Origin of the sequence: Legionella sheltonii (assembly GCF_026191355.1) — a bacterium.
GTDB classification, from domain to species: Bacteria; Pseudomonadota; Gammaproteobacteria; order Legionellales; family Legionellaceae; genus Legionella; species Legionella sheltonii.
On the sequence record NZ_JAPHOQ010000003.1, the window covers coordinates 68,865 to 86,782 of the forward strand.

Consider the following 17,918-nt stretch of genomic DNA (forward strand, 5'->3'; position numbering starts at 1 on the left):
TTTTATAATATCTTGATCTTCATCTACCCAGCGGGGGCAGCTTCTCCCCAAGCTTCGTCATCCTGAGCGTAGCCAGGGATCCCTTGTTGTGGCACAGTGTTTCCGATGGAGATCCCTGGCTACTTTCGGGATGACGAGGATAAAGGAGAAGGGAAAAGCTCTTAGAGCCCTGTTATGGTTATAAATTCCCAGCAATCCACGCTTGTCCGAGGGAAATTCCTCCATCATTGGGTGGAAGAACACGTGGTAAAAAAGAGGTGATATCTGATTCACTTAACGTGGTGACTAATCCTTCGGCTAATATTGGATTTAAAAAACAACCTCCGCTTAATATTACCACATCAATTTTTCTTTCTCGACAGATTCCCGTGATCCATGCTGCAAGACCAGCAATGAGTGTTCCATGAAAAAGATTCGCACCAGTTATCGGCTCACATCGATTAGCTAATACGTTTAGCGTAGGCATCATATCAAAAAATCCCTCTTTTATTTGCCATCCATTGGGGAGTATTTGTACTTGAGTGACCATGCTTTCCAAAAGCATGGCAGTGTGACCTTCATAGTGCGAGATCAATTGGACTCCCAATAAGGCACTTACTGCATCAAACAAGCGACCACAACTGCTTGTGCTGGGGCTATTTATTCTTTTATTCAGCAGTTGGTGGATAATGTGCGCATGGGGATGATTTGAAAATCGTTCGCTAATTTCATCGCTACGTCCCAAATGATGTAAAACGCTGGCTGCCATTCGCCAGGGCTCCCTTGCGGCAATTTCTCCACCGGGTTGTAAAAGAGGTAAAAAAGATCCCACCCGTGTGCAGGTTGAATTTTCTAATAGAAAAAGTTCTCCACCCCAAGCTTCACCATGGATACCGTATCCATACCCATCAAGCGCAAGTCCTAAGGCCTTTTCTTTAATCCCGTACTCCGCTATAACTGAAGCTAAATGCGCATGATGATGTTGAATGGCAAAAGCAGGAATTCCATAATGTCGGGCAAAATGGGTGGTATAAAAATCAGGATGTAAATCATGAGCAATCCGTTCTGGGGTCACATCGAGAAAACGCAGTAAATGCTCTAATGATTCATGAAAGAACTCAATAGTTGCTTTATTGTTTAAATTGCCAATATGTTGAGAAACAAAAGCTTCATCACCACGAGTAATACAGAACGTATTTTTTAAATGTCCGCCTACTGCCAAAGTGGGTGGAATTTCATGCGAGAGCTGAATGGGATTTGGTACAAAACCTCGAGAGCGGCGAATAAATAGAGGACCATGACGGACTATTCGAACGACCGAATCATCGGCACGAGTGATAATTTGGCGGTTATAGGAAATTATTTTATCGGCGATATGATTGAGTTGCTGTTCGGCACTATGGTCTTCAATGATGAGGGGGGCGCCGCCTAAGTTGGCACTGGTGATTACTAATACGGTATTTTGATACTCATTCAACCACGCACAACCGTTTTTATTTCCAGCAAGAGCATTGAAAAGTAAATAATGTAATGGAGTATACGGAAGCATAATTCCCAAGGTATTTAATCCTGGAGCGATTGCAGGACTGTATGTGTTCAATAAATCATTTTTTTTGAGCAATACAATGGGGCGCGCAATACTCTCTAACAAATCCCTTTCTTGCTGATTCATTGCGACAAGCTGTTCCGCACTTAAGCTGTTTGCGACCATAAGAGCAAAAGGCTTCTCGTCCCGGTGCTTTCTTATGCGCAACTTGGCTACCGCTTCCTCATTACGCGCATCACAAATCAGTTGATATCCGCCTAAACCTTTGAGAGCAATGATTTCGCCTTGTGTAATACATCGGGCAATTTCTTCCACGGGTAATGAAAGTTGAGGACCACAATGCACACAGGCTGTCGGTTGGGCATGATAGCGTCGGTTTCCAGGATCGTTGTAATCCGCTTGGCAATCCAGGCATAAAGGAAACAAATCCATCGAGGTTTGATGGCGATCATAGGGAAGATTTCGGGTGATTGTGAACCGGGGGCCGCAATGCGTACAATTCAAGAAAGGGTAGCGGAAATAGCGGCTTTGAGGATCAAACAGTTCGTCTAAGCATAGGGTGCAAATACTCGCATCAGGGGTAATAACCGTATTTACTCTCCCTTTTTGACTTTCAATAATTTCAAAGACTGTTTCATTGTGTTTTAAGGGAATCGTCTCAGATTGAATTTGTTGTACTTTGGCAAGCGGGGGGAGATTTTCTTGTAAATGAGAAATAAATTGATCGGCCAAAATCCCTTGTACTTCAATCAATACGCCCACAGCGTTATTTTGGATCCAACCTGTGAGCGCAAGTTGTTTGGCGATTCGGTAAACACAGGGTCTAAAGCCAACACCTTGGACTTGTCCTTGAATGATTATTCTTAGACGTTCCATTAATTCACACGAGTGTCCGTTTGTTTTTTCCTGAGCCATTCGTACCAGGCTTCTAAACCATTGCCATTCACCGTTGAGAGGGTTAGTGTCTCAATGGATGGATTAATTCGACGTGCGTATTCAATACATTGGTCTAGATCAAAATTCACATAAGGCAGGAGGTCCATTTTTGTGATGAGCATTAAGTCAGCACAACGGAACATATCGGGATATTTTAGTGGTTTATTGTCTCCTTCGGTTACTGAAAGAATAACCACTTTAAATTGTTCTCCTAAGTCGAATAAAGCAGGACAAACAAGATTACCTATATTTTCAATAAACAAGAGTGAATTTTCTTTTAAAGGTAGATCTTCTAAGGCATGACCGACCATATGCGCATCCAAATGACACACTTTTCCTGTATTGATTTGTAAAGCATTACCGCCACTGGCTTTAATTAATTCTGCATCATGATTGGTTTGTTGATCGCCAACCACAACAGCAATATCCACTTCATTCTTTAAATCCAGAATGGTTTTTGCTAAAAGGGTTGTTTTACCAGAACCAGGGCTTGACATAATATTCAAGGCCAAAATAGTTTTACTGGTTAAAAAATTTTTATTGGCACGAGCAAATTGTTGGTTCTTGGCTAAAATATTTTGCTCCACGTGGATTAGATGTTCATCATGGCTGTGATGCATCGACTCATGAGTATGATCATGATGCTCCATTTCATTATGTTCTTCAGTACAACCGCAGATTCCGCACATTTTTATTCCACCACCATTGATTTAATTTGTAATTCTTCACCTTGAATGACCTTTAATTCATGACTTCCACAAACCTGGCATGCATCGTAATATTGCTGTAAAGGACTTCGGTTTTGGCACGATTCGCAAAGTGCTTCACCTGGAATATCGATGATATAAAGTTCTGCATGCTCCGCTATCGTTCCTTCTGTAATCACCTTGAAACCAAAAGTCAGGGCGTCTTTCTCAATTGCTGCAAGCTGGCCAATCTCTAAAATGATTTTTTTTACACGAGTACACTCTGTTGCCGCTGCTTTTTGCTTAATAATCTCAAGAATACTTTTACATACCCATAATTCATGCATGAGACGACTCTAATTATACATTTTGATAAAATTAATCATACCAATAATCAGACTAAATGATGCAATCATAAAGCCGGCCAGCCGGGAAAATAACAGAGATACTGAATCGGCTCGTTGGATTAAAGTTGAAACAAGTAATCCATTTAATCCGTCTGAAACCATCATCCCAAACATAAAAACAAGGCCAAGCATCCCTGAGAATAACCATCCTGCCATCGCCCGAGCAGAAAGGGAAAATAAGACCACTTGACTTACTGTATCAAACGACAGGGCAAAAAGGGCGCCAATCAATACGATAAAAAAAGGGTTAGCTTGACTGCGGATTAATTTTTTTGAGAAATAGTTTTTGAAACTGGTTGGAAAAGGAGATTGGGCGGGGTCTCGGAAAATATTCCAAAGATTGAGTAATCCAAAAATAAATAAAAAGGTAATGGATATACTATTGCCGAGCCCATCGAGCCATTGGGGAACAAGTACTGGCTTAACCCCATTGCCGATAATTAAACTGATTAAAATGACTACTAAACCATGTCCTAGGGAAAATAAAAATCCTACAAGTTTTGCTAGAGTTCGACGTCCACTGACTATTCGTGCGACGGAATCTATGGTTGCCAGATGATCTAAATCAAAACCATGGCGGATACCTAGCAAAAAGGCCATTGCGATTAAAAATAATCCGGTATTTTCCATGGTGTATTCTCTAGTTCGCTACTTCGAAATAAAAAAATCCCCTCTCCCACGAGTGGGAGAGGGGTTGGGGTGAGGGTGTTGGTCAGTTACCCTAATCCGCCCTTACGGGCACCTTCTCCCAATAAAGGAGAAGGGAAATTTAATTTAATTACAATTCCCATTAATGACACAGTTTAGCAAACTGGAGGCAAAGTGATAATTGTTGCTCTCGTCATGAATAACTTCCCAGTCAAAGACTCCTCCAAATCCTGGATAAGTTCGTGGTGGAATGTAGGTATCACAACTGGATGCGCCGGCAACTCCAGTACGTAAACATTGTATGGCTCGTTTGATTGTACCAATCACTGCTGCAGGTGAGCCATCGCTTTGTCCTGATGCATTAGGTGCAGGATAACCTAATACCACTTGAGAAGGAGTCAGATAACTTATATAAGGTTGGAACCCAGTTTGCTGTCCAGAACTGGTGACCGCAGGCCAATTTTCAAGTAAATCGGTGGCCATAGCAACTGAAGCGTTTGGACTGCTTGTATTGTTCGGATCATAGCAAATCAGGTCAATGCCATACGTACAACCCGCATTATACATTTGAATACCGACCCATGCTAAAGATTGATGGGTTTGCATCACCAAAGAAGCATAATTACCCCACGTTGCATCAAAACCTGAGGTAGCGGCGATATTCGCAGTTTGTGGTACTAAAGTAAGAAGCAAATTAGGATGATTCGTATGCATTGTATTGATAATATTCGCAAGAACAGCGATATCACCTGTTGGATTGCTAAAAGTTCCACTCGCATTTAATCCACTTTCAATATCAAAATCAAATCCATCAAAATTATATTGAGTGAGTAGGTTTTCTAAGGAACTAATAAAAGTTTGTTCAAATGCTGTAGGTGAAGAGGCTGCTGATAATACTTGATGAAAATCTACTGTAGTATTCGCAATACCAGATGATGCTCCACCTATGGACAGTAACACTTTAATGCCTGCATTATGCAAGGACTGAATGTAACTTGCTGAGACGGTATCGAATGCAGAAGTGATTTGGCCAGGATTGGTAGTACTAAAGACTCCAAATGCTACGAGGATGTGAGTATAACCCGCATTTGCCAAAGTGGTAGCAGATGGTGGAGTCTCCCAACCAGGCAAGTAACCTATAATTCTGCCTCCGGTAGTTGTGTTTTGAGTATAAGTAATGGTTTCAGTAGCAGAGGACGATGCAGTTAACGGTTGGGGAGCATAACTTACCGCATAACCATTTACTGATGTTGCGCTTACAGTGTAAACCATTCCATCGGTTAAGCTCACATTAGCTGTTCCAGTTCCGTTGCTTAATGAAATGGTTTCATTAACTGGTGTGCCATTGCCGCTCGGAGTAAAGGTTACATTAATGGAAGAAAGAGACGAAGGTGCTCCTGTTATGGTAACGGGAATACTGTCTTGGGCTACTTGAACGCAATTATAAGTGAGTTGCACTGTAGGAGCAGTCACTGCAGCAACAGCTGATGTTGGTGTAAAGGTCGGAGTACAGTTGTATCCATTATAGGTGATTACTGGAGTAGAAAAAGCGTAGCTGATCCCATTCGATAACTGGCTGATTACGTTAATTGTGCTCCAACTCACTTGCGCATTGGTTGCACTTTGATTATCCATGCGAGTTAAGGTTACGGTTGGATTGCCTGTATAACCAGATAATTGGGAAGGCAATGCAGCTAAATTGATGTTGATGTTTCCTGTTGTTTGCATTGCAGCATAGTTAATTGTAGAAGAAACAGTAGCGCCTGCTGAAACGGTTAAGCTTGCAGGATTTGCTACTCCTTGATACACGACTCCATTACTATCCGTTACATTAGTAGGCGAAACGGTATAAGTTCCGGCAGCAAGGCCAGATATCTGTTGTTGTCCAGACCAAGGAACCTGTGCACTTACTGTTTGACCGTTTAAAGTTAAATTAACCAGTGCATAGGTTTGGGTTACATTGGCAGGTTTTGCTGTAGCGTTAATTAAATTGATAGTGCCGGTAGATACTGGAGAATTTAAATAAACAGAGACGCTATTGGCTATATAATCTGCAGTTGGTTCCCCGTAAATAATGGTAAATGAACTTCCTTTGGGGAGTTTACTGTTGGCTCCTTGATAGGTGGGAAATTGTAATGAGAGCGAGGATAAATAGGTACCGCTTTGAGGTTGTGACGTGATTTGCAACGTATTCACTGGATAAGATAATGGCGAAAAATTTCCCCAAAAAGAGGTATTCAGATTGCTGCCATTAGAAAAAGTTATGGTCGAGTTTTGAAAATCTACAGTTTGACTGCAATTGTTGGTTATTTTCAATGAAACGGTTTGCCAGCTACTTGTACCAGTTGAGCTGAAGCTGCCTGTAATACAAGACGTTGGTTGGGGGGCAACAATCGGCGTTTTAGCAAAACCATCATTTAAGAAAAACAAGAAACCCACTAATAGTCCTATTTTTTTCATAAATTCCCTTAATTTTCATAAAATTAGTGATTTGGGGTTTAAACAATAAAGAGCTTTAAGATTTAATGCAAGAATTTTTTTTGTAATAAAAAAGCACAGCTAAGGCTGTGCTTTTCTCCTCATTCCAGTCTAAAAAAACAGTTGTTACTGATTTAAATGGAAGCGTCTTTATCTTTTATTTGAGACCATTGCTCATCTGCTTTTTTAATGTTGCCAGGAATATCTATTGCCCAAATAGCTTGAATTTGCTTATTCAGATTAAGATAAAGTTTCCCATCAACAATTTTCCATGCTAATGGATCGCTGATGACTTTATGTCCCGAGGCAACTCCATAAGCACAATAACCCCCATAGGCAGGTAAATATTTTTCAGGATTTGCTGCAAATGCTTTTTTATTTTCCTGGGTTGCAAAAATGTAAGCAATACCATGATACATGACGACATGATTTCCACTTCCTCGTACAGGCCCACTTTTTTGTTGGTAGGAGACAATGTCATAGCCTTGATCCCCAACCAGACTGATTGAATTATCAGTCGCAGCTTGTACAGAAAAGGGTAATAAAAAAAATAAAGAGAAAAAAGGTACAATGCGCGAATGCAAAAGGTTCATATTTTATAACTTCCTGTATTGAATTATCTGAAAGTACAGTCAGAACCAAAAGAGCAGTTGCTCTAGTGGAACTCATTGTAATCCATAGCCAGTAATTGTGATTCTTTGTTGTAGTTTTCCGAAAATGAAATCAGTTCAGATGGATTTTTTTCACACCAGCGAATCGCAGTAATTGTAGGTAAAGTATCCTTATTGTTTTGCAAAGACCATTGAGCATGTTCCAACAATAGGCTGGCTGCATAAGTTTGTGTTAATGCATAGGCAAGTTGTCGTGCACCAGTTTGTTGTTCTTCAATACTCATCTTAGGCATAGAATGAATGTAGTTTTTTATTTTTTGTGTGGTGTGCTCAGTTTTCACTTTAGACTTTATGAGTTGCTTATGATGGATATGACTCAGTCGTTGTTGCATGTCGTCAAGAAAAAATTCTGCTGCATTCTCTTTATGTATCGCTCGCAAGGCATCAAGACTCAGAATATTCGTTGTTCCTTCCCAGATAGAGAGTACTTGCGCATTTCTTAGTAATTGAGGGAGACCCGTATCTTCAATGTAACCTGCTCCACCAAAAGCTTCCAAGGCTTCGCTGGTCACGGCGATTGCCTGTTTAGCTGTATAAAGCTTTGCAAGAGGAGTCAAAAGCCTTAACACAGCCTGTTCGGCCTTTGTTGCTTCACCTAACTCGTCTTTTCCCAATAGTTCAATGGCATGAAAAACCAGATGGAACGATGCACTAAATTCTACTTGCATATTCGCCAATGTTTCTAGATGGAGCACCTGCTTTGACAAGGTGTGGCCAAATGCGACACGTTTTGTTGCATAATCACGAGCTAGAGCGATAGCGCGTCTCATATAACCCACGGCACAACAGGCATTGTAAATGCGGGTAATATTAAATAAGGATGAAATTTTTTTAACGCCATCACCTGCTGTACCAACCAGTAAGGCAGGCGCATTTTCCAGAGTTAATTCTGCAGTAGGTAGGGCACGAGTACCTAACTTGTCTTTTAAGCGATTGATGCGAATTCCATTCAGTCTACCCATTTGATCCCTAAGCTCGACGTAAAACAAACTTAAACCTTTACTTCCTTCAGGAGCGCCTTCAATACGGGCAAGGGTCATGGCGATTTGGGATGTGGTAGCAGAAGTAAACCATTTGACTCCGCTGAGATGAAACTGGTTGCCATCTGGTCTGGCAATGGTTGATGTGCCACTGACATCAGAGCCGCCTGTTCGTTCAGTCATCCATTGGCCGGAAGTCCAGAAGTAGTTAGGATCAGCAGAAATTAAATGGGAAAGCGCATGTTTTTTTAAAGATTCATCAGCATAGAGTTCTAATGCTCGCGCAGCGCCATCGGTCATGGCGAGAGGACAGGTATAAATGGCTGATGAAGGATGAAATAAATACAATTTGGCAAATTGATGTATACGCGATAAAGCGCCATGTTGGCGCTCATAACCTATGGCAATTAATTTTTCTTCCGCAGAAATTCGGTCGAGCTCTTTCCATGCTTGAGAAACCTCGATGTGATCAATGCGCTTTCCCCATGGATCATAGGGTATATGTCGAGGTGGATATGCTTCCGCCTCTTGTCCAAATTGATAGATATCTTCAATGACTCGTTGGCCGAGGTGATGCAATTCAGGTTGAATTTCGGTCAGCATGGAGGGAGGAAGCTTCCACTCCAGATACGTTTTTAAAACCCGATCTTCATCATATTGATTACCCAAACGGGGGGGAGTTTGGAAAAAATCACTCATCAATCCAGTCCTTTAGATTGTTACATTCCATCTATAGTAACCGGACTAAAGACGTGGAGCAATCGAGGGTTATTGATGCCCCCTTACCACGAAAAATTTCTCTCTATGTCACGAGTGATAATGCGGTGTTGGCAATAGATCATAGAAAACATTTAATTTTTGGCAAGAAAAATAAAAATAAATTTGAACTTTTTGCATAAATCTGACAAGGTAATTGCTGAGTTTTAAAAATGAAGCGCACTGAAATGAAGAAAGGAGTCTAAGGTGAGTAATTCACGTTTATTAAATAAGGAATTTGCGGTTGCTCTTGTAATGGGTCAATTTTTTGTTGGTTTGCCCGTATTTGCAGGTGGCTTTCAGTTAAATGAGACTAGCCCCAGCTTGCAAGGTTCGGCAATGGCCGGTTCTGCTGCGGCTAATAATGATGTCTCTGCATTATTTAACAACCCTGCAACTTTATCTACATTAAAGCAAAACCAGATATATGTTGGAGCGAGCGAATTTATTCCTCAAATTAGTATGTATGATGGAGCGGCTACTCATACATTTAATGTACCTGGCACGCCAGCCTCAAGTATTGTTGGTCGGGTACAAGGAGATGCATCAGAACATAACATCAGTAATGCGGTTTTTATTCCTCAAGGTTATGCCGGTTGGCGAACTCCTATTGATAAGTTAACCTTAGGTTTAGCAGTTGTTGAACCATTCTACCTCTATAACAAATATTCGGAAGACTCCGTTTTACGCTATGCATCGGTAAAGACCGAGATTAACTCTGTTGATATAAATCCTTCTCTGTCTTACCAACTTAATGAAAAACTGTCTGTGGGCGCTGGTTTTCAAGCCCAGTATTTAAAAACAATTTTTTCTCACTTTGACGGAATTAACACTGGGGTTCCTCCCATTGATGCGTTGATTGCAGCAACAGAACCAACTCATTTGAAAAGTGATGGCTGGGGTTATGGCTATACTGTGGGTGCCTTATATCAGATGGACCAATTTACTCGTATAGGGTTGAGCTATCGTTCAGAAATCTCTACCAAACTGAGTGGTCATGGCGAACAATATACGATTATTGGTGATATAGTTCCTTCACCTGCAACTACTTTTTTGTTTAATACAGAAACCTCTGTAAGTAACACGCTGAGAACTCCCGGTGTATTAACCCTTGGTCTTGCTCGTGATATTAATGAGTGGACGCTCAAAGCAACAGCACAAGTGAACTTCTGGGATTATTTGGGTGATATTGTTGTTTCAACCCCAGATGCTTTTGAGACTGTTTATGTTGTTCCAATGAAATGGCACAATACCTTTTTCGGATCGTTAGGTGCTGATTATCGTTATAACTCTGCTTTGACACTACGTGGCGGATTTGCCTGGGATCAGTCGCCAATAAATTCCCAAAACCGTACTCCACTTATTCCTGACTCAGATCAATATTGGTTAAATTTTGGATTGAGTTATTTGGTAAACGACCATTTCTCCGTTGATGGAGCTTATTCGCACATTTTTATTCATAAGCAATCTGTGAGCATCACTCAGGTTAATGAAGGTGTTCCTGGCTTGGTCGCACCATTGGAAATTAATCAGGTCAGCGCTGATTATAAAGGAACAAATAATATTGTATCACTGGGACTACGTTACAGTTGCTAAGGCCATTATAAGGAGATAATTTAATGTTAGCCAAAATTAGAAAAATGATATTACATGCCAAAACACAATTGACGGTGCTGGTTGGTATGTTTTCGTTATGCTGTACTTTGTCCAATATCGCGCAGGCAGTTCCATTTAGTGAAATTAGCCAAATGGTGTTTTTTGGTGATAGTTTAACGGATAGTGGCTTCAATAATACGTTTACGCTTATAAATGGCATTCCTGATAAAGCCCCTACCTTCACAACCTTCGACGGCTATACCTGGTCTCAGTATATTGCGCATGATATCTTAGGTGTTCCTCTTCTTCCCCCTGGCACCTTATTCCCATCACTTAATGATAAGATGACCAACAATACAACGCCTATCTTTGTTGATCCAAGTCGTCCCCCAGCACCACCAGTCGTGCCGCTTAATGGGTTTAATTATGCGTGTGGCGGCGCTAGAACTGCAGCCGAACCTGGCATTAATTTTTATTGGGCGCCATCCGTTCAACGACAAGTTCAAAATTATTTATCTACCGCACCAAAAGTACTGGATCCCAAAGCAATGTATTTCATTTGGTCCGGTGCAAATGACATGCTTTTTGGTATTTCGACACAACTTAATCCAATTGGTTTTATGCAGTTGATCGACGTGACCACAACCCAGATTGTCCAACAGGTTGAAGCACTTGCTGCACGGGGTGCAAAAAGAATTGTAGTGTTATCTTTGCCTAATATCGGTGTTACCCCTTTTATCACTCGACTGGCTGCAACAATCGGGGATCCATCGCTTCCTGGAAATATAAAAAATCTCAGCTTTATGTTTGATTCACTGTTAAATCAAAAGCTGGGTGCTATTGTGAAGCGTTATAAGCGTCATGAAGTCAAGATTTTATATTTTGATACTTATATGGCTTTGGATAATCTAATCCTAAATGCAGAAGCAGGGGAGCCAACAGTGGTAAGTGGTGTACCTTTCTTATTTCAGAACGTTACCGATCCAGTGTGTACTGCTCCCTTGGCTATTTTATGTCAGCAAACTTCAAACAATTATCTTTTTGCTGATTCAGTTCATCCTACTGATATGGCTCACCGAGCATTATCATTGGAAGTGGAAAATAAAATCAGACAATGGGCATAACATAACCCTCACCCCTTAGCTCCTCTTCCATCGCTGGGAGAGGGGAATCTATTGTTGAATTCTTTCTCCCATCGCTGGGAGGGTGAATCTATTTTTGAAATTTTTCTCCCAGGGTGGGAGGGTGAATTTATTTCTGAATCCCTTCTCCCCATAAGGGAGAAGGTGCCCGTTAGGGCGGATGAGGAGTCCTCCATTGCTCCCAAATGGCTAATTATAAAATTAGTTCATTCTTAACTTCCTGCGTATCTTCTTTGATTTCGTGTTTACTGCTGGGTGCAAAAAATCCTAACCTAGTACACGTCGCTTCATAATAAAGACGAGCTTTTTGATATTGCCTGCATACCATTTCTTGTACGGCGGTGGGTAGCATGCCGATGGTGCCATAAACTTTAACATTTCCTGTAGGTTTTTTGTCAGCAGGATATTGCTTTACTGCAGTTATTGCCGCATCAAGATCGCCAATAAATTTCTCTTCAAAGTGATCAACCAAGGTATGCACATGTGTTAAACATAAATGAAATCCATCCGGTTTTTGTAATAGATTAAGTTTCCAACCCCGCTTTTCTAACTCATCTGCTATAAAGTGGGGATTTAATGTATCACTACGGAAACCCAATATGGACCATTGAGGATTTCCAAAAATAGTGACGTCTCGCTTTCCTAATTCATTGGGTTTATATAATTCTTCAATTTTATTTTGCAGTCGTTGGCGCAGGGCTATAATATTTTCAGAAATTTCCTGATACTTTTGACGTCCGTAATATGACAATGTGGCATATATTTCTGCAACGCGGGCACCACTGGTTGAGCCATCTAAAATACCTGGAGTAGTATAAAGCCCACCAGACCAGTTCAGGGCAGCGTATACGGATAAAGCTGGAGAGTCTTCGCTAAATAGGCATACAGATGTTCCTTTAGGACAGCAACCATACTTATGTAAGTCTGCTGAAATGGAAGTGACTCCTTTAACACGAAAATCCATAGGCTTTTTGGAAGTATCTAGAAATGCGGTTAAAAATCCACCTAAGCAGGCATCGACGTGAAGTGGGACCCCTTTTTCTAGAGCTAATTGTCCTAAGTCCTCGATAGGATCATTAATTCCATTCATAAAGGATGGTGCTGAGCCAACTATTACGGCCGTATTGCTGGAAATGTATTTTCTCATTTCATTTGCTGTAACTGCGCCGGTTTTAGGATCGACTGGAACTGTAATTAGTCGAGCTCCGGTCAAGTCTGCTGCTTTTTTAAAAGCAGCATGAGCGGTTTCAGGTACTACAATCTCAGGTTGTTTAATTCCTTTGGCTCGAGCGTGAATGACATAGGCAGCCATTGCCTCAATAATGCTTGTCGAACCGCCATGAGTGATGAGCCCATAACCCTCTTTAGAACCACCAAATAACCCCTGGCACCAGCGAATAATTTCAGCCTGCATGGCAATAATGCGTGGCCATTTGTCATGCAACGGATTGGTTAAAGCAGTTTTGGCATATACTTCCTTGAGTAATTCTTTAAGTTCTTGAGGATGAACGGCATAGAGTGCACCTGAATCCTGACCATCTCCTTGTTGGACCGTAAATTGTCTTGCCGTATCGTTATTTTTTACACCTGCAAAATTAAAAAGACATTCCTCTGGATTGATGCCAAATTCTTTTAAAATGAGACTTGGGGAAGTGCTTTCTTCAGGAATTTTATCTTGTAGCGCCATCTGAGCACGTAATTCCTTTAATTTGTCTTTCGTGCTTTGGAGATCCTTGTTCAGTTCCTTATCGAGATAGGCTTTTACTTGGGGTAAATTTTTACCCAAACTAAAGGCGACATCAATCACACTTTGTTTGTAAGTTGTATTATTTCGAGAGCGATAAGCTTGAGCTATTGCGGGGTATTGTTGCCAAAGAAAATAAAGCGCTGCGGTAGCAAAAACGATCTGATGGGCTGGAGTGTCTTTAAACGTTTCATCAAATCCTTCAAGCCCACTGCTTAAGAGTTGAGTAATATAAGTCAACATAATGATACATCCTTTTATTTAAATCGGATGTGCATATTAAACTCTTTTAATAATTGATGTCACGATCTAAGACTTTGCTTCGAGATAACAGTCACGTTACACTGTATTTTTTATGTAGGGAAGCATTGATGAAACTGAGAACATATAATCTTTTAACGTGGATTCCTCATCTTTTCTTGTTTTATAAAGAAAAAGTTTTTCGAAAATTATTACCCATAACCATCATAATCGTTATCTATGCGGTAATCATTGCTTATTTTTTTGAAAATGCCACTCGTTATAATTTAGGTCAATTTCATCTGATTTTTAGCTTTATCCTGACTATCGTCATTGGTTTTCGAGTAAACACCAGTTATTCACGTTGGTGGGAGGGAAGAGTTTTATGGGGGTCAATTGTAAATAATTGTCGAAACTTAGGTCTAAAATTCGATACTTATGTGGGGTTGCAGGAATATCCTGAGTTTTATGAGTTGTTGAAAAAATTACCGGCTATTATTAAAGCCCATTTACGAAAAGACAGTAGAGAGGTGCAAACAGAGTTGCTTTCTTTGTGCATTCATGAGTTTGAGGGAAAGCATCCGGTCCTCTTAGTAACTAAAAAAATGTATCGTATGCTGAATCAACTACGCCAAGAAAATAAATTAACATTGGAACAATATCTGGTTTTGGACACTCATATGGCCAATTTGATTGATATGGCTGGAGGTTGTGAACGAATCGCAAATACCCATGTACCGCCTGCCTTTGCCTTTTTTGTAAAACAAGCATTACTTTTTTATGCCATTATGTTCCCCTTTGGTTGGGTAGATACATTCGGTTTTATGATTATCCCGATGATGGTTATGATTGTATATATTTTATTGGGTTTGGAAATCTTATCTGAGGACTTGGAAGAACCTTTTGGTAAGGAAGATAACGATTTGCCCTTAAGTGCTATCGCAAAAAATATTGCTCGAAATATAGATCAAATCGCTGAGCCGTAGATGAGGTTAAGCGCTTACATCCTCGCTATCAGAGAAGGTATGCTCTTGAAAAATATAAATATATGGGGTAATTTTTTAGTAAAAATAATTACCTGTACTAGGGTTCGGTTTGGCCAAGAGGGTAGAAATGCAAGCTGAGCCTATACAATTCATATAAGTTGAAGCAACAGCCGAAAGAGCAAACTTCAAATATAATTCCCCCAACCACACATTCATCATGAAATAAGGAGATTCAAATGGAAAGTGAAAATTCATCGGTTCGAGAGCATTGCCACATACATCCTAATAAACGCATTTCTTGGACAGCAGTTGTTGCTGGTGCATTAACTGCATTAGGTCTCAGTTTTTTATTGAATCTCTTCGGAATTGCTATAGGGCTAAGTGCCTTTAAAACCATGAGTAATGGCTCAGTTATAGTCGTCGTTGGCGGAATGTTGGGAATTATTATAGGTGTTGTGATTTCTTCGCTGGTTGCAGGATATACTGCTGGTTATTTGGGCCGCTTGTATTGTCCTGAACGTAATTTGGGAATGATATATGGCTTTATCACCTGGGTTATGGCATTAATCTTAGGCGCTGTATTGATAGGACTTTTAAGCCAATCCGTAGCAACCTATACCAATTCTATTTCCCGTACTGTCGTCGCAGTTCCAGTTACAGTTAATCAAATTTCAACCCCAGTAGGTACCACCAAAATTTCTTCTGCCATGAAAAATGGTCAAAATGAAGCGGTGGTAGAGGTTAATGTGACTCCCGCTAATTTGACCTCAGGGGCATTTATTATGTTCACGCTCTTTTTCTTAGGGGCTATCTTTACTTGTGTAGGAGCGCGTTGGGGAATGCGTTGTAAGAGAGATGATGACACCCTATAAATTCTTAACTCGTGCCCTGAAGTTAAAATCCCCTCTCCTACTTGTGGAAGAGGGGTAGGGTGGAGTGTTCATCAGCCTGCCATCAACTCCCGAACCAATGAGAGCACTTCTCATTATGACACGAGTATGGTGATCCCTCGCTTTGCTCGGAATGACGAGAGCAGGGGAGAAGGGAACGTCCTACCTTAATTGCAATTAAAATCATAAGGAAATACTACAGAAACACTATTATCTGAACCATTTAACATGACTTGTCCTGCTTTTAAAACACATTGACCAATGATGGGGCCTTGTAACAAAGAATGAGTTGGAGTTGAGTATAAGGTGGCACTGATGGTTAAAGGCGCCGGAGAACAAGGTAGTTTATCGATAAATTGAGGTGCTTTGCCTCCGAGAAGGGTAAGTGATTTGCTGAGTCCGAATTCATTAGTCACATTAAATGCTACATTTTGATCAAATTGCACCGGTGGAGTAGCAACAGCAACCTCAACTTTACAGCTCAAATCTTCATTGGCATAGGCAGGAAGAAAAACAGAGAAATTGATAATAGACAGTGTAGCGACAATCACTTTTTTCAACATAATAAACTCCTCATCGGTTTGGATTTAATTGAATCGAACAATGATACTTTTTAATACACTAGATCTTTTAAAATGATTTATTCACTTTAGTGAACTGCTATCATGTACCATAATATGAACAATAAATCCACAAAATTTGCAGAGAGAGAAGGCTAATCTGTCGAGAAAGTTGATTTTAAAATGAATACGTACTTACTCTAATTGGAAAGTTTTTTGAACCTGCTATATTAATTCACTTCAAATAATAAGGGATAATTGGGGCAGACCCCTATAAAATTAAAGAAAGGGAAATAATGGCTACCACAACCATTTTTAAAAACAACCCATTTGTGCGATACATTCTAATGATGGTCATTGGAATGATCGGTATGGTTCAAGCATACGCATTACCCAATACCAGCAAGCAACTTTATGCAGTGCCTTCTGCAGCACAAGTTAAACCGGCTCATCATCGGGAAATCATCGTGCTAATCCATGGTTTGATGCGCACATCCCTTAGTATGTGGCCATTAAAAAATTATTTGAAAAGACAAGGCTATGAGGTTTATTCCTACAGTTATCCATCTCCAAAATACAGTATTCAAGAGCACGGAATAATTTTAAATCAATTTATTAAAAATTTATTAGAAAAAAACCCAGGGGTGAAGGTTAGTTTTATAACTCATAGTCTTGGCGGAATTATTACTCGTCAGGCATTATCTACTTGGTCGCAAGAACAATTAAAACAAATCGGTTGTCTCATCATGTTGGCACCCCCAAATCAAGGCTCAAAAATGGCAAAACTGTCTTCCAAAATATTTCCTATGTTTACTTCCCCAATAAAACCCCTGGCTGAACTGAGTTCTGAGCAAACGTCCTATGTACATCGTGTCCCCGTACCAAACATTAAAATCGGAATTATAGCAGGGCGCTTTGATGCGAAAGTTCCTCCTGAATCAGCGCGTTTACAAGGACAAAATGATCCGATTATTGTTAACTCCAATCATACATTTATTATGAATAATGCAAAAACCAGGCAATTAATTATGAGTTTTCTTAAAACAGGATCATTTGCACAGGTGGTCGATCAGTAGTTTGTGAACCTATGTACGGAAAAGCGTGTGCTATTTTATTTAGGATCACAATGAATTTTCGGGCACGCTTTCATAAATGAGTATGATGTTGTGCTTTAGTTCTAGCAAATGGTCATTGCCATTTCTAGATCCTCTTCTTCGCTATCCCCACCCCAATCGTAATCCGTTCCTTGATCATAACCTCGAATCATGGAGCTTAAGGTACGGAGAACAAAAATGATTGGGTGAATGGCAATACTGACTGCACTGAGCGCAAAACCCACTACATCATCGATAAGATTTAAGGCATGACCTGGTACACTGGGCCAAGAAAAAGGATTTAAAAGATAAAATGGGGTAATTAATACGCGCAATAGAAATGCACTCAAATCATATAAAGCACGCAGTATATGACAAAAAAAACTGGTGATGGCATCGAGATGAAAACCAAAATTATAATAAGGGTAAAGTTTGAGCTCAGCGTAAATCGCGTACGCTGCGATGCGTGTTGCATTGAAAAAAGTACTCAGAATAACCCTCCTGAGAAACAATGGCTAATGTTAATCCTATGGTTGTTTTCAAAAAACACAGAAACAACAAATCGTCATCATATCTCAT

The 17,918-nt window shown here is 40.3% G+C and carries 15 protein-coding genes; 5 read left to right on the plus strand and 10 right to left on the minus strand.

Annotated features, from left to right (window positions below; translation table 11 throughout):
- Positions 1-178: 178 nt before the first annotated feature.
- From hypF to OQJ26_RS04185, 7 genes are all read right to left on the minus strand, one after another.
- Entirely contained in the window at positions 179-2,401 is a 2,223-nt protein-coding gene (gene hypF / locus OQJ26_RS04155) for a carbamoyltransferase HypF (protein ID WP_322783956.1), read from the minus strand.
- Positions 2,401-3,150, minus strand: a complete 750-nt coding sequence (gene hypB, locus OQJ26_RS04160) for a hydrogenase nickel incorporation protein HypB (protein WP_265702700.1) — start codon at positions 3,148-3,150, stop codon at positions 2,401-2,403. The genes hypF and hypB overlap by 1 nt, the downstream gene beginning before the upstream one ends.
- A 2-nt stretch (positions 3,151-3,152) precedes the next feature.
- Positions 3,153-3,494, minus strand: coding sequence for a hydrogenase maturation nickel metallochaperone HypA (gene hypA, locus OQJ26_RS04165; RefSeq protein WP_265702701.1), 342 nt, complete (start codon positions 3,492-3,494; stop codon positions 3,153-3,155).
- Positions 3,495-3,503: 9 nt separating this feature from the next.
- Complete coding sequence (locus tag OQJ26_RS04170; RefSeq protein WP_265702702.1) at positions 3,504-4,184, minus strand: HoxN/HupN/NixA family nickel/cobalt transporter; 681 nt, start codon at positions 4,182-4,184, stop codon at positions 3,504-3,506.
- 144 nt (positions 4,185-4,328) lie between these two features.
- Positions 4,329-6,662 (minus strand): glycosyl hydrolase family 18 protein, encoded by a 2,334-nt coding sequence (locus OQJ26_RS04175; RefSeq protein ID WP_265702703.1) that lies wholly within the window; start codon positions 6,660-6,662, stop codon positions 4,329-4,331.
- 152 nt (positions 6,663-6,814) lie between these two features.
- Complete coding sequence (locus OQJ26_RS04180) at positions 6,815-7,273, minus strand: YHS domain-containing (seleno)protein (protein ID WP_265702704.1); 459 nt, start codon at positions 7,271-7,273, stop codon at positions 6,815-6,817.
- Positions 7,274-7,335: 62 nt separating this feature from the next.
- Positions 7,336-9,030: an acyl-CoA dehydrogenase family protein gene (locus OQJ26_RS04185; RefSeq protein WP_265702705.1), complete on the minus strand. Its 1,695-nt coding sequence runs from the start codon at positions 9,028-9,030 to the stop codon at positions 7,336-7,338.
- Positions 9,031-9,294: 264 nt separating this feature from the next.
- On the opposite strand from OQJ26_RS04185, the gene OQJ26_RS04190 reads away from it, so the two are divergent.
- Both OQJ26_RS04190 and OQJ26_RS04195 read left to right on the plus strand, forming a co-directional pair.
- On the plus strand, positions 9,295-10,683 hold the full coding sequence (locus OQJ26_RS04190; protein ID WP_265702706.1) for an OmpP1/FadL family transporter: 1,389 nt from the start codon (positions 9,295-9,297) through the stop codon (positions 10,681-10,683).
- Positions 10,684-10,706: 23 nt separating this feature from the next.
- On the plus strand, positions 10,707-11,807 hold the full coding sequence (locus OQJ26_RS04195) for an SGNH/GDSL hydrolase family protein (RefSeq protein ID WP_265702707.1): 1,101 nt from the start codon (positions 10,707-10,709) through the stop codon (positions 11,805-11,807).
- A 211-nt stretch (positions 11,808-12,018) separates the two neighbouring features.
- Here OQJ26_RS04195 and OQJ26_RS04200 read toward each other — a convergent pair whose 3' ends face one another.
- A complete protein-coding gene (locus OQJ26_RS04200) occupies positions 12,019-13,812 on the minus strand; it encodes a pyridoxal phosphate-dependent decarboxylase family protein (protein ID WP_265702708.1) in 1,794 nt (597 codons plus the stop codon).
- A gap of 128 nt (positions 13,813-13,940) precedes the next feature.
- Between OQJ26_RS04200 and OQJ26_RS04205 the strand changes: the two genes are divergently transcribed.
- Both OQJ26_RS04205 and OQJ26_RS04210 read left to right on the plus strand, forming a co-directional pair.
- The gene (locus OQJ26_RS04205) at positions 13,941-14,795 is read left to right on the plus strand and encodes a bestrophin family protein (RefSeq protein ID WP_265702709.1); all 855 of its coding nucleotides are present in this window, start codon (positions 13,941-13,943) and stop codon (positions 14,793-14,795) included.
- A 236-nt stretch (positions 14,796-15,031) separates the two neighbouring features.
- Complete coding sequence (locus OQJ26_RS04210; protein ID WP_265702710.1) at positions 15,032-15,667, plus strand: hypothetical protein; 636 nt, start codon at positions 15,032-15,034, stop codon at positions 15,665-15,667.
- A gap of 185 nt (positions 15,668-15,852) precedes the next feature.
- On the opposite strand, the gene OQJ26_RS04215 is transcribed toward OQJ26_RS04210, so the two are convergent.
- Positions 15,853-16,248, minus strand: a complete 396-nt coding sequence (locus tag OQJ26_RS04215; protein ID WP_028379961.1) for a hypothetical protein — start codon at positions 16,246-16,248, stop codon at positions 15,853-15,855.
- Positions 16,249-16,541: 293 nt separating this feature from the next.
- Between OQJ26_RS04215 and OQJ26_RS04220 the strand changes: the two genes are divergently transcribed.
- Complete coding sequence (locus tag OQJ26_RS04220; protein WP_265702711.1) at positions 16,542-17,321, plus strand: esterase/lipase family protein; 780 nt, start codon at positions 16,542-16,544, stop codon at positions 17,319-17,321.
- A 101-nt stretch (positions 17,322-17,422) separates the two neighbouring features.
- Here the strand turns inward: OQJ26_RS04220 and OQJ26_RS04225 are convergent, their stop codons facing one another.
- A complete protein-coding gene (locus OQJ26_RS04225) occupies positions 17,423-17,851 on the minus strand; it encodes a hypothetical protein (protein ID WP_265702712.1) in 429 nt (142 codons plus the stop codon).
- Between the last annotated feature and the right edge of the window lie 67 nt (positions 17,852-17,918).

Coding starts and splice junctions, on each gene's coding strand:
- OQJ26_RS04200 (WP_265702708.1), bottom strand. CDS start 13,812: ATGTTGACTTATATTACTCAACTCTTAAGCAGTGGGCTTGAAGGATTT.
- OQJ26_RS04220 (WP_265702711.1), top strand. CDS start 16,542: ATGGCTACCACAACCATTTTTAAAAACAACCCATTTGTGCGATACATT.
- hypF (WP_322783956.1), bottom strand. CDS start 2,401: ATGGAACGTCTAAGAATAATCATTCAAGGACAAGTCCAAGGTGTTGGC.
- OQJ26_RS04170 (WP_265702702.1), bottom strand. CDS start 4,184: ATGGAAAATACCGGATTATTTTTAATCGCAATGGCCTTTTTGCTAGGT.
- OQJ26_RS04180 (WP_265702704.1), bottom strand. CDS start 7,273: ATGAACCTTTTGCATTCGCGCATTGTACCTTTTTTCTCTTTATTTTTT.
- hypA (WP_265702701.1), bottom strand. CDS start 3,494: ATGCATGAATTATGGGTATGTAAAAGTATTCTTGAGATTATTAAGCAA.
- OQJ26_RS04210 (WP_265702710.1), top strand. CDS start 15,032: ATGGAAAGTGAAAATTCATCGGTTCGAGAGCATTGCCACATACATCCT.
- hypB (WP_265702700.1), bottom strand. CDS start 3,150: ATGTGCGGAATCTGCGGTTGTACTGAAGAACATAATGAAATGGAGCAT.
- OQJ26_RS04205 (WP_265702709.1), top strand. CDS start 13,941: ATGAAACTGAGAACATATAATCTTTTAACGTGGATTCCTCATCTTTTC.
- OQJ26_RS04215 (WP_028379961.1), bottom strand. CDS start 16,248: ATGTTGAAAAAAGTGATTGTCGCTACACTGTCTATTATCAATTTCTCT.
- OQJ26_RS04185 (WP_265702705.1), bottom strand. CDS start 9,030: ATGAGTGATTTTTTCCAAACTCCCCCCCGTTTGGGTAATCAATATGAT.
- OQJ26_RS04195 (WP_265702707.1), top strand. CDS start 10,707: ATGTTAGCCAAAATTAGAAAAATGATATTACATGCCAAAACACAATTG.
- OQJ26_RS04175 (WP_265702703.1), bottom strand. CDS start 6,662: ATGAAAAAAATAGGACTATTAGTGGGTTTCTTGTTTTTCTTAAATGAT.